Consider the following 13117-nt stretch of genomic DNA (forward strand, 5'->3'; position numbering starts at 1 on the left):
AGCCTGGCACATCATCAGCTATTCCCGCATGATGAACGTCGATGATCGTTGGTATTGACAATAAGGCAGCAAAAATAATGAAGCCGATCAAAACTGAGCCGCCAATTAACAAAGCGGAGCTTTAAAGAAAAAATGTCACCCCTGAACGTAGCTACGATATGGCCGGTTATGATGTATCGAATGGAATCACCCTTTTCTCTTCAATACCATGAGTTACTGTGTAAAAAAGCCCCTCCCACGTTTTTATCAGCCAATGCAAAAAATAGCCCTGTATCCATTTCCATAATGCTATACGGACTCCTTTTGAGCGGGTTCTTAAAGCTTCCTGAAACTGGGGACAGCACAGTTCCTGTATTTGATCTACGAGAAAAGCAAGCATCGTCAGATAGGCCAGATTTGTGGCTAAGTGCTTCTCACCGTGACCGTAGTTATGTTCGAGATCGTAGCCTTGATTTTTCAGGGTGTTAAACGTCTGGTTCTCAATATGCCATCGGCAGCGCCCTCCTTTCATGACGGGTTCTATGGTTTCTTCGTTAAGCGGAATATCAGTCACCCAGCACCAGATATGCTGTTTACCTTTTTTATCGGTTTCGACAAAATCAAGCACATTAACCTGTTCTGCATATTTTGCCTTGTTCAGCCTGACGTCATTGGCATAGCGAAACCACCACTTAATTCCAGTCTCTTCATTAACTTTTTCAGCACGGTGAACTTTTCCTTCTTTATCCAGCTCATCCATCGCTTCAACCAGCGAGGCATGGTTGCCATCTTTCGCGACAATGATGTAATGCCAGCCATAACTCTTAATCAGTTGGACAGTGGGGTTGTCAGCATAAAGACTGTCCAGAAGAATAACGAACTTTAGACGTGGGTGATGCTCTCGTATGGTGGCAAACAACCGTTTAATGGCATTTTTTTCACAGTCATTTTTGGTCGAACCGTCCTGGCAAACTATGGCTTCCGGTGCCAATGGCAAGACTGTTTTTTGATCCGGGTGAGCAATGCATGCTGCCATTAACTGGTGGTAGTGAGCTTCGTTGGCCTTTCCCTTATTTTTAGTACAGCACTCCTGACAAGGTTTTTTATTATTGCAGGAGTAAAATAGCCCAGTTCCATCGATCGGGAGCAAGTAGTGATTTTTCAAGTTCCCGCAGTGAAATTCGAATGCCTTCAGTAATCCGCCCCTTTGGACGTTAGACAGCAATGTCTTAAAAGGCTTTTTGAACTCTACGGGATCTATTGGATCCAGGATTTCCCGCATACTGGTATCACAGGGAGCACGTTTTTTTATCTGATACAGGTGCTCAAGGTTATGCCTTACTTCTTGCTCTGTTTTATCACGCTCAAACGAGAGGAGCGATGGGTACTTGAGATGCATCATGGCAAAAGCGGACATGGAGGCATCATGTATTGTTATTTTTCTGGAATCCTTGTTTGGTCGGACATCTGGAATTTGCTCATAACTTTCAGAAATCGTAGTAATTAAACTGTTTGCACAAAGATGCTTACGACTTTTTTGGAATGGATAAGCCATGAGAGACAGCCATTGATAAAGTATCCCTATCAAAAGTAGACGTTATTTTGTGCGAAATCACTCCATTTGGAATTTACTGTAAGCCTTGCTGTTGCAGTGATTTAATTGATGTCACGGGAATAGCTGGCACATCATCTTTTTAATTTTATGCACCAGGCTCTATTCATATCATCTTGCGCTATTGCTCAAAAACATCCATTTCTGTTAAATGATTATCAAGCCTGCTCCAACCAGCTTAACCAGGCTTCCATGCCTTCACCGGTGGTGGCAGAAAGTCGAATAACCTGAATATAGGGATTGACTTTCCGGGCATTCTCTATGCACTGTTCAACATCAAAGGCGACATAAGGCAACAGATCAATTTTATTGATAATCATCAGTTGAGATGCTGCAAACATATTGGGGTACTTCAAAGGCTTGTCCTCTCCTTCCGTTACGGAAAGGATTGCCACTTTATATTTTTCCCCAAGATCGAAGCCACTGGGGCAAACCAGATTGCCGACATTCTCGATAAACAGCAAAGAGCCTTTTTCAAGCTCCATTTTATGGCAGGCATCGTGAACCATCTGGGCATCCAGATGACAGCCCTTGCCGGTATTCACCTGCAATGCCTGAGTGCCGGTTGCCCGGATACGATCAGCATCATTGGTGGTTTGCTGGTCACCTTCGATAACTGCACAGGAACGTTTTTCCTGAAGCCGCTTTAGAGTTTCCACCAGCAATGTGGTTTTTCCGGAGCCAGGGCTGGATACCAGGTTTAATACCAGCTGTTCACCTTCCCGGAAATGCGACCGGTTGTGGCTGGCCAGCTGGTTGTTTTTATCCAGCACATCCCGCTCTATCTTCATCAACCGGCGCTGGCTGATGCCCGGTACATGATTGCCAGCCTCACCCTGGCCATAATGGAGATTCCTTCCTTCACTCTCATCATGATGATGGTGATGCCCTGTACCATGAGTAACCGGTTGATGCGACTCCCGGGGATAATAGTAGTGATGATGATGCTGAACGATTACCGTCGCTTGTCCATGCGTATGGGAATGCCCATGATGATGGGCATGGTTACCGCTATGTTCATGGGAGTACTCATGAGAATGCTCATGGCCTTCAATTTGGCTGTCACCACAACCACAGACACCACACATATTATTCCACCTCAATTTCCTTGATACGCAGTTCATCACCCTGCGTCAGTTTTAGATTAAATCCGGCACACTTCGGACAGGGAGCCCCACGTATCTCCAGCGGGATAGCCTGCTCACAATCCAGACACCATGCCTCTCCCTGAGGTTTGGTGATATGAAGCACTGCATGCTCTGCCAGTGTTTCCCGGGAAGCTATTTCAAAGCAGTAACGAATGGTTTCAGGGTCAGCACAGGACAAGGGGCCTATTTCCAGCCAGATTCCCGTGATTCGCTGGACAGGGTCACTATCGCTTTGTTTTCGACACTGCTCTTCAGCCAGGTCTATAACATTGATAGCCAGGGACATTTCATGCATAGCAACATCCCCTAGCAAATACGCGGCAGCAGCTCACCACGAGGCATCTCCATATAACGACTACTGCCCCAGGGTGACTGGACAATGACTTTATGTCTTTCAGAAGCGCAGACCTGACCAATACAACAGGCGTCGTTATCGAATGTACGTAGCACTTTAAGCGTTTTATCAATATGCTCCTGGGGGACAGCAATCACCATGGTTCCTTCATTGGCCAGTTCATAAGGCTCAAAACCATAGATTTCACAAAGCCCACGCACTTCATCCAGCACAGGAATCTGCTCTTCGGCCACATTGATCTGGACTTGAGAAGCAGAACACCACTCATTCAACACCGCTGCCAGCCCGCCACGGGTGGCATCCCTGAGGGCATGCAAGGTAATACCCGCATCAATCAGTTGCCTGACTCGGGGCCAGAGGGTGTCGCAATCACTCACCAGCTCTGATTCCATCCTTAACTCATCCCGGGCCATCAGGATACAGCTGCCATGGCTGCCAATATTCCGGGAAACAATAATCGCATCGCCATCCTGAAGGTTACTGGCCGATAGCCCTGGATATTGTATAGTGCCAATACCACTGGTATTGATAATCAGCCCTTCCAGGGTTCCCCTTGGCACCACCTTAGTGTCACCACAGACTATTTGAGCACCGGATTTCTCCAGCTCTGTCGCCATGGTTTTAACAATATCCGTGAGTTCCTCAAAGGAGAACCCTTCCTCAATCACAAAGCTGCTACTGAGATATTGGGGTTCAGCCCCCACCATAGCCAGGTCATTTACAGTTCCTGCCACCGCCAGCTTGCCAATATTGCCACCGGGAAAAAACAGGGGGGAAACGGTAAAGCTGTCGGTAGTAAAGGCAACCGGGCCTGCCATGGGTAACACGGCAGCATCCTCAGCTTTCAACAGAATGTCATTGCTGAAATACCGGTAGAACAGTTTTTCCACCAACATGCCCATCTCTTCACCACCACTGCCGTGGCTTAATTGAACGGTTTTCATCATCAGATTGTCTTGTCTGCCATATCGGAGTAGCGGAAATAGGCGTTGCAGGCTCCTTCGGAGCTCACCATACAACTACCCATGGGTCGGGACGGGTTACAGGCCTTGCCAAAAGCACGACACTGATTGGGCTTTGCATGGCCCCGCAGGATATCAGCACAGATACAGACCTTATGGTCCTGAATTTCCTTATGGGATAGCCGATCTGAGAAAATCAACTCGGCATCACGGTGGGCAAAACGATCCTGCAACTTTAAGGCTGAGCCGGGAATATCGCCGAGTCCACGCCAGCGGAAATCAGTTCGCAGGGTAAAAGCCTGATCCATCTTACTCTGTGCTGACTGGTTTCCCTCCGGGGTAACAGCTCTGGAATACTGAATGGCTAACTCCGGCTTGCCTGAACATTTCTGCTTAACAATCTCCAGAATCGACTCCAGCACATCCACTGGTTCAAAACCACTGACCACCACAGGAATATCAAACTTATCCACCAGCGGTTGATAAATTTTGGCACCGGCCACCACACTGACATGGGATGGGCCAATGAGGGCATTAATCCTGGCACCGCCATCGGCCATCACTGCCTCAACCGCAGGCGGCACCAGCACATGATTAATATGAAAATAAAGATTGCTAAGCTGCTGTCGTTCAGCCAGTTCCAGCAACACCGCAGTCATAGGCGTGGTGGTTTCAAAGCCAATGGCAAAATAAACGACTTTTTTATCCGGGTTATCCCGGGCAATGGTCAGGGCATCCATGGGATCGTAAACAGATCGCACATCCCCACCCCTGGATCGGCACTCTGCCAGGCTTCCCTTGGAGCCAGGCACGCGAATCATATCGCCCAGGGTCACCAGGATCACATCCGGGGTTTCCGCCAGCTCCACAGCATGATTTATCCGCTCTTTGGGCATGATACAAACCGGACAGCCCGGGCCATGGATAAATTCTATAATCTCCGGTAGCAGCTGGTTTAATCCATACTTCATAATGGTGTGGGTATGACCGCCACACACTTCCATAATATTGACCGGTTCATCCAGCTGTTCTGCCAGAACCGAAATCTTTTTAACCAGCGCCCTGATTACCGCCGGATTCCTGAATCCGGTATACAGGGAATGAGACTTGTCACTTTGAATACTCATACCAGCATCGCCTTAATTTCTTCTTCCCCCATTTCCTCCATCAAATTCTGATACTCCCTGAGACTGGCACGGGCATCCTGCTCATCAATCTTGCTAATGGCAAAGCCCACATGGATCAACAGATAATCACCTTCAGCCAGGGACTCCGTTAATAAATGGGTGCTAACCTGTTTCCGAACTCCCATGGTATCAACCAGGGCCGTACTGTCCGGGTATAGTTCAATAATTTTCGAGGGAATACATAAACACATAAAAAAACCGAAATAAAAGCCTTGATAGTAAAAACGTCACTGGGAGTCTTTATAGTCCCATACCCCGTTCCCAGGACTCCCTTCTGTGCAAAACCCGGTACAGAAGGAAACACCCGTATGCACTGCCAGCGAAGCACCGGGAACGAGGCGAGGAATCTATATAAACTTAATCCTGACAGGCCCCAGACATAAGACCATGCCAAAGCTGGCCTGCCGAAATCCCGCCATCATTGGGAGGCAGTTGTTCTGATGTCAGTAATGAGCGCTTTTTAGATTGAAAGAGCATTGCCAGGTTATTCATCAGGATACGGTTCTGAAAAACGCCACCACTGACTACCACTGAATGGTTTGGATAGCAGTGAGCAATGTCACCGATCATCCGGGCAATAGCTGTCAGCAGGATTACTGCACAGTGGCCAGTGGTTTTTCTGGTACGCTGATCAATGGCCCAGTCCAACAGACGATGCCACTGAATAACCCCATCACTGCTTAAGTTAAACCGGGCTTCAGGATGACTTGATATGACTGCATCAATAGCCGCAGCTTCCAACCGTAGCCCACACTCACCTTCAAAATCCACGGTATCAACTAATCCTAATAGACTTGCCCAGCCATCAATCATTCGTCCCATGGATGTGGTTAACGGGGAAAGCCCGGGGCTCTGCCAAACCTTATACAGGTTGTTTAACCATGAAGCCGGTTTACCCTTAAAGGCTGGCAGATCAAGTGCCTTAATCTCATCAAGACTGTAATACTCCAACAACAGCCCCAGCAAAATTCTCGCGGGTTCCTTGATGGCCCGTTCGCCACCAATGAGCCGGAACGGCTTTAAGTAGTGGCAACGCTTAGCCTGACGAATATCCACCAGTAATACTTCACCACCCCAGATCACACCGGTATTCCCGTCCTTGCCATCCGGCGATGGGTCACCATATCCCGTGCCATCAAAGGCAAATCCAAGCACTTCCCCGGTTAACCGGTGTTCAGCCATCACTGCCAGAATATGGGCATGATGATGCTGCACCTGGAGATGGCTAAGGGAGCGTTCCTTACTCAGGTCCTGAGCCATTCGAGTAGTGATGTAATGGGGGTGTTTGTCTGAAATAACCGTCGCAGGCTCAATTTCAAACAATTGTTCAATGTCGTTTAAATGCCTGCTAAAGCTGGCTTCCATCTCCAGGCTATCCAGATCCCCTTGATAAGGACCAACCACCATCTGTTTACCCCTGGCCAGGGCGATACTATTTTTCTGCTGAACTCCCAGAGCCAGTAATGGTTTATCAACAGCCTGTTCCAAAGGCATCACCAAAGGGGCATAGCCTCTTCCCAGTCGCAGCACTTGACGACGCCCTCCAGCAACCTGTACCACACTGTCATCACAGGCATGCAAAATATTGCGGTTATGATCCAGCACATAATCAATATGCTGGCCCAGTTGCTCTATCACCTGGGAGAACCTGGTAGCAATCGGCATACCAGATACATTGGCACTTGTGGCCACCAGGGGGAATTTAAGGGATTCCATGAGCAAATAATGTAAAGGTGAATAGGCCAGCATGACTCCCAGCCAGGGAACACCGGGAGCAATACTCTCTGCAAGGGCAAGCTCCAGCCTTTTCTGCAACAATGTAATTGGCCGTTCCGGCGACTCCAGTATCTCCTGTTCCAGGGGGTCAATAACAGCAAGGGACGCTGCCATCTCCAGGCTATTCACCATCACCGCCAATGGCTTTCTGAGGCGGCGCTTACCTGCCCGTAACCTGGCCACCACCTCTTCATTGGTGGCATCACACATTAAATGAAAGCCACCAATGCCTTTTACTGCCACAATTTTCCCGTCCTTCAGGGCTGCAACAGCATGCATCAGGGCTTTATCCCTGTTTGCCAGCAAATTACCCGATGAATCAGTGAACCTTATCTCAGGACCACAGTAATTGCAGCTCACTGGCTGGGCATGGTAGCGACGATCCAGGGGATTACCATAAGCTTCCGCACAGGCAGGACACATGGCAAAGTCCGCCATACTGGTCCATGGCCTGTCATAGGGCAGTTGTCTTACTAAACTGTATCTGGGGCCACAATGGGTACAATTAGTGAACGGGTATTGATAATGCCGGTTGCCAGCTGTAAAAGTCTCTTCCATACAATGGGAGCATACCCCTTTATCCGGAGATATACTGATACTGTCCAGATCAACGGTATCACTGGAAGTGATCACGAACTCGCCATCATTCTGCAATGGCATACTGTCGACGGAAACCCGGTCAATACGACTCAATGGTGGCGCATCTGTTTTTAGGGCAGTGATAAAACTGTCTGCGGCAGATAAACCACCTTCAATCTCAATATAAACACCCTGGCCATTATTCAGGATAAAACCGGACAATTGCCGTTCTATTGCCAGGCGGTACACTGTCGGTCGAAACCCTACTCCCTGTACAATGCCCCAGACCCTGATTTTCCGGCGAACAACTTTGTCTTCAGTTATTGACACCGTCAGGCCACCTCTTCAGCTGCTTGCAACAAGCGCTCACAGTGGCTGTATATACTTAGCTTACCAGGACGACAAAAACCCGCTAACGTCAAATTACACTGATCAGCAAGAACCACTGCTTTTTTCGTAACCGCAGAAATGGCGAATAGCGCTTCCACTCCCGCCACAATCGCCTTCTGAACCATCTCAAAACTGGCCCGGCTGGTCACTAAAACAGCCCCGCCACGAATATGATTGCGGGCCAGATATCCAATCAGTTTATCCAGGGCAATATGACGACCCACGTCTTCCCTCACTGCAACCAATTCTGCCTGATCTGTGATCCAGCCTGCGGCATGGGTTGCACCGGTTTCCTGGTTTAACCGCTGTTGTTGCTTCAGGCAGTCAAATGCATTGTCAATCTTTAAGGCATCCAGGGTTAAGTGCTTTTCCAGTACTGGCAGCTCTCTACTCACATGGGATAGTTGCTCAGTGCCGCATATACCACAACCAGTGGTTCCAGCCAGATTTCGTCTTCTTGACTTGAGTCGTTGAAAACAGCGGGAAGATATTTCAACAGCCACTTCGACCCCTGAACAGGCAGGAACAATATCAATACCCCGTATATCCTCAAAACGATCAATAATACCTTCGGTGAGAGAGAAACCGATTGCCAGGTCCTCCAGATCCGAAGGCAGTGACATTAATACCGCATGGGAAATACCGTTATAGACTATGGCAACCGGCACTTCCTCAACCAGCTGATCGGTATTGAATGACGTACTTTGTTGGTGGCGAATGCGACATACCGGCATCGCCTGGCAACTGGAAATAGCAGAAGCCTGATCCATATTATCCCCTTACTGCCCAAATTCTTGGGCTGTTCAACTAGGCGCCTTGGGGGAAATTCCCAGTCGCTTCATTCTGGACAGCAGCGTGGTTCTCTTAATGCCCAGCCGCTGAGCTGCCCCCCTGGGACCGGCCACCACGCCATTACAGGCTTTTAAAGCCTGAATAATGGCTTCCCGGTCATGTGGACCTTGATCAAAACTAAAAGAGTCGTATGAGCAGGTATCGTCAGGCTCAGCCTGATTAAGACCGGGTAGCGCCGATAAGGTATCCTGGCAGGTTCGTGCTTCCTGGTAGGAGACATTCAGGACATTACCCCGGGTTAGGATTACTGAACGTTCAATAACGTTGCGTAACTCCCTGATATTGCCCGGCCAGGGCTGGGCACATAGCCAGGTCATATCATCTTCTGAAATACTGGTGATATTCCGGTTCATCTTCCGGGAAATGTCTTCGGTAAAGTGCTTGACCAGCAAGGGGATATCATCCCTTCGCTTGCGCAATGGTGGGAGCATGATGGGAAATACATTCAGGCGATAATAAAGATCACTTCTGAATTTTTTGTCCTTAACCATCTTGAGCAGATCGCAATTAGTGGCAGCAATCACCCGTACATCCACAGAAACAGGTTGATAACTGCCAATCCGCTCCACCTCACTTTCCTGTAATACCCGCAGCATTTTAGGCTGTAAATCCAGCGGCATATCACCAATCTCATCCAGGAACAGGGTACTCTGGTCCGCTCGTTCAAAGCGACCGGCCCGCCGTGCCAGGGCTCCGGTAAAGGCCCCTTTTTCATGGCCAAAAAGATCACTCTCAAACAACCCGGAAGGCACCGCAGAACAGTTCATTTTCACCATCTCGCGGCTGCTGCGCTGACTAAGCCGGTGAATGGCCCTGGCCACCAGTTCCTTGCCTGTACCGGTCTCACCAAGAATCAGCACAGTGCATTGGCTATCGGCCACCATCGATGCTTTTTCCAGCACCTGATTCATGACACTGCTCTGGCTAATGATTTCGCTGAACACTTGGTGTTTATGAACCCGGGTATCCAGGGAAACACGGTTTAAAGGCATGGCCGATATGTGTTCTTTCTGATACACCTGCACACTATGCAGGGTCATTGCCGTTCTGGCGGCAATTTTCTGTAGCAACGCGAGATCACAGGAATGAAAGAAACCACACTCCCGATGACCCAGCCGGATAACACCATGGGGCTGGTTTCTGAAAATCAATGGCAAAATACAGATGCCGTTCAACTCATCCTGAGTGTTATTGCAGATAAATTGAGGTTCCAGTGTATTCAATGCTTCCAGCTCATGGGCACACTTGTTGCCTGCATCCTCAATAGTGTAGGCAACTCGACTGTCCTTACCAGGTCGAATGGTGTAACACTCAAACACATTCAGTTTTTTTGAAAAGTATTTAAGGCTCACATACTCAATGTCAAAATAGGTTCGAAGGGAACCCGATAAATCAGTAATCAAGCTCTCAATGTTATCCTGACTGATCACCGCATTGGTGACATCCACCAGAATCTGGCAATAGTCACGCTCTGAACGAAGGGCCACAGCCTGCTGGCTATAACGCTCCCGGCGCAACACACTATTGAGAATCGTGGTAATCAGGTATGAAAGTTGTTTCAGCTTTTTCAGTATCTCATCCGAGAAAGCCCGGGCCTGATAACTGATATATTCAATCCCACCCAAATGGGTACCTGATGTCAGGGGGAACTGACAATAGGATTGCAGGCTGGAATAAGGTTTTAAGGACTTGAGGACTGGAAAGTGAGTGGTGAAATATTCACCTTCCATCAAATTGATAATTTCCCGTTCACCATTATCATGGGTAGGCAACAGGCAACCAGGATTAGCCAGTTTAATACCCCGTCGGGTTTCCGGGTTAATACTGAAAATAGTACACCCTGCGCCCAGATAATCGTGAATCACCAGATTGATCACTGAAATTTTAACAAAATCCAGATCACACTGATTAAGGATTTCAACAAATGCAAGACAACTCTTTGCCTCAAGAAGCTTATCAGACAGTGCAATAAAGTTATGATCCCACTTCGTGTCCACTTCATTAACAGGCAGCTGCGTCGACTTGTACTTCATTGATTACTTATATCCCAGGGCATGAATCATACCAGTTAAACAGCCAAGGCTGTTTAACTGGTATCGGGAATTGCCCTTAAACGCAGGCTGCTTTCCGCAACTTGGACTTCAGACCGCTGTACTCAACCTGTACATGGTTTTCAGCCCAGCCCTGATCAGCAATCCGCTCCACCTTCACCGCACAATACTTGTACTCAGGTGTACTGGAAATCGGGTCAAGATGCTCAATGGTCAGCTCATTACAAGCGCCTATCCACCACTGGTAGGTCATGTAAACCACACCCTTGTTAACCCGCTCATTCCAGGCAGCACGGCTGATCACCTTGCCACGGCGGGAAGATACCCAGACCAGTTGCTGATCACGGATACCCAGATCCCTGGCATCATCAGGATGCATCTGCACATAACCCGGCTCATCTGCCAGGGTTTGCAGGGCAGAGCAGTTACCGGTCATGGAACGACAGGAATAATGGCCCACTTCCCGGACGGTAGACAGCACCAGTGGGTACTCACTGTCCGGCTGCTCCAGGGGTGGACGCCATTCAGCAGCAATCAGCTTACCCTTACCCGTATCTGTGGTGAACTTATTACCCTTAAACAACCAGGAAGTACCTGGATGATCGTCAGTAGGGCAAGGCCACTGAACTGACTTCAACCCTTCCATCTTTTCGTAGGTTGCGCCTGCATACAGCGGACACAGCGCACGAATCTCATCCCAGATTTCCTTGGTATTGTTATACGACATGGAGTAACCCATTGCCTCGGACATCAGGCAGAAAATTTCCCAGTCAGTCTTGACGTTATCCGGTGGGTTAATCGCCTTACTGAAACGCTGGAAACCACGGTCTGCACTACTATAAACCCCTTCATGCTCACCCCAGCTGGTCGCCGGGAAGATCACATCCGCCATTTCTGCGGTCTGGGTCATAAAGATATCCTGAACAATCACCAACTCCATATCGGAGAGAGTCTTGCGCATAGCTGCCAGATCTGCCTCGGTCTGGGCAGGATCTTCACCAAAGATATAGAACGCCTTACATTCACCGTCGTGAACCTTATGGTTCAGGTTCGTGAGGCGATAGCCGGGCTTGGATGACAGAGGTACACCCCAGGCCTTCTCGAACTTGGCGCGGATAGCATCATCGGCAACGCTCTGGTAACCGGGATATTGATGGGGCAGCATCCCCATATCGCAGGTACCCTGAACGTTATTCTGACCACGAACCGGGCCGCAGCCCACACCCCGACGACCAAAATTACCGGTGAGTAGTGCCAGGCCTGCCAGCCCTCTCACCACATCCACCGCCTGGCCATACTGGGTTACGCCCATGCCCCACAGAATCATGGATTCAGAGGCGGCAGCATAAGTACGGATAGCCTTACGAATATCAGCCGCAGGAACACCGGTGATTTCTTCGGCATATTCCGGTGTGTACTTGGCCACAACCTTACGGAATTCATTAAAGCCTTCCGTATAGTTGGCTACATACTCACGGTCGTATAACCCTTCCTCAATCAGCACATTGGCAAAGGCATTCACCAGCGCCATATTAGTGCCATTCTTCAGCGCCAGCCACTGGTCGGCAGTCCGGGCAGTTTCAATCTTGCGCGGATCACAGACAATAATCTGGGCACCATTCTGACGGGCCTTGATAATATGTTTTGCCACAACCGGATGAGAATCAGCCGCATTGTAACCGAATACGAGCAGACACTTGGTGTCTTGAATTTCAGTAATGGAGTTGCTCATGGCTCCGTTACCTACAGTGGTCTCCAGACCGGAGACAGAAGGTGCGTGTCACACCCTTGCGCAGTGATCCACGTTATTGGTGCCGAGGGCGGCACGGGCAAACTTCTGCATAACGAAGTTAGCTTCATTACCGGGCCCACGGGCAGAGCCGGTGGTCATGATGGCATCGGGGCCGTAGGTGGCCTTAATGTTTTTCAGCTTACTGCTGGCAAAGTCAATGGCTTCTTTCCAGGATACCGGCTCCAGTTCACCACCCTTCTGACGACGGATCATGGGATTTTTCAACCGGGGTGTCAGCAGGTTGGTATCGTTCAGAAAGTCCCAGCCATAGTAACCCTTCAGGCACAACTCACCCTGATTGGTCCGGCCATTGGCAGGCTCTGCACCTACTACCTTGTCGTTTTCCACGAGCAGATCGAGCTTGCAACCTGTCCCGCAATACGGGCACACCGTATTTACTTTTTTCATCAATAATTCCTCAAATGCCTATAGCA

General features: G+C 49.0%; 10 protein-coding genes. All 10 read right to left on the bottom strand.

Features of this window, described 5'->3' with window-relative positions; genetic code table 11:
- Positions 1-166 precede the first annotated feature (166 nt).
- The 10 genes from MJ595_RS21780 to fdhF all read right to left on the bottom strand — a co-directional run bounded on the left by MJ595_RS21780 (position 167) and on the right by fdhF (position 13091).
- Complete coding sequence (locus MJ595_RS21780; protein ID WP_263078002.1) at positions 167-1534, bottom strand: transposase; 1368 nt, start codon at positions 1532-1534, stop codon at positions 167-169.
- Positions 1535-1749: 215 nt separating this feature from the next.
- Positions 1750-2679, bottom strand: a complete 930-nt coding sequence (gene hypB, locus MJ595_RS21785; protein ID WP_263080234.1) for a hydrogenase nickel incorporation protein HypB — start codon at positions 2677-2679, stop codon at positions 1750-1752.
- 1 nt (position 2680) lies between these two features.
- Positions 2681-3034 carry a hydrogenase maturation nickel metallochaperone HypA gene (gene hypA, locus MJ595_RS21790; RefSeq protein ID WP_263080235.1) on the bottom strand — a complete coding sequence of 118 codons (354 nt, stop codon included), beginning with the start codon at positions 3032-3034 and terminating at the stop codon, positions 2681-2683.
- An 11-nt stretch (positions 3035-3045) separates the two neighbouring features.
- Positions 3046-4041 carry a hydrogenase expression/formation protein HypE gene (gene hypE, locus MJ595_RS21795; protein WP_263080236.1) on the bottom strand — a complete coding sequence of 332 codons (996 nt, stop codon included), beginning with the start codon at positions 4039-4041 and terminating at the stop codon, positions 3046-3048.
- On the bottom strand, positions 4041-5183 hold the full coding sequence (gene hypD, locus MJ595_RS21800; RefSeq protein ID WP_263080238.1) for a hydrogenase formation protein HypD: 1143 nt from the start codon (positions 5181-5183) through the stop codon (positions 4041-4043). The genes hypE and hypD overlap by 1 nt, the downstream gene beginning before the upstream one ends.
- Positions 5180-5434, bottom strand: a complete 255-nt coding sequence (locus MJ595_RS21805; protein WP_263080240.1) for a HypC/HybG/HupF family hydrogenase formation chaperone — start codon at positions 5432-5434, stop codon at positions 5180-5182. The genes hypD and MJ595_RS21805 overlap by 4 nt, the downstream gene beginning before the upstream one ends.
- Before the next feature lie 166 nt (positions 5435-5600).
- Positions 5601-7928: a carbamoyltransferase HypF gene (gene hypF / locus MJ595_RS21810; RefSeq protein ID WP_263080241.1), complete on the bottom strand. Its 2328-nt coding sequence runs from the start codon at positions 7926-7928 to the stop codon at positions 5601-5603.
- A gap of 2 nt (positions 7929-7930) precedes the next feature.
- Positions 7931-8758, bottom strand: a complete 828-nt coding sequence (gene fdhD / locus MJ595_RS21815; RefSeq protein ID WP_263080242.1) for a formate dehydrogenase accessory sulfurtransferase FdhD — start codon at positions 8756-8758, stop codon at positions 7931-7933.
- Positions 8759-8791: 33 nt separating this feature from the next.
- A complete protein-coding gene (locus MJ595_RS21820; RefSeq protein WP_263080243.1) occupies positions 8792-10873 on the bottom strand; it encodes a sigma 54-interacting transcriptional regulator in 2082 nt (693 codons plus the stop codon).
- Between the two features lie 76 nt (positions 10874-10949).
- On the bottom strand, positions 10950-13091 hold the full coding sequence (gene fdhF / locus MJ595_RS21825) for a formate dehydrogenase subunit alpha (RefSeq protein ID WP_263080244.1): 2142 nt from the start codon (positions 13089-13091) through the stop codon (positions 10950-10952).
- Positions 13092-13117 lie beyond the last annotated feature (26 nt).

The organism is Endozoicomonas sp. Mp262 (genome assembly GCF_025643335.1).
Classification (GTDB): domain Bacteria; phylum Pseudomonadota; class Gammaproteobacteria; order Pseudomonadales; family Endozoicomonadaceae; genus Endonucleibacter.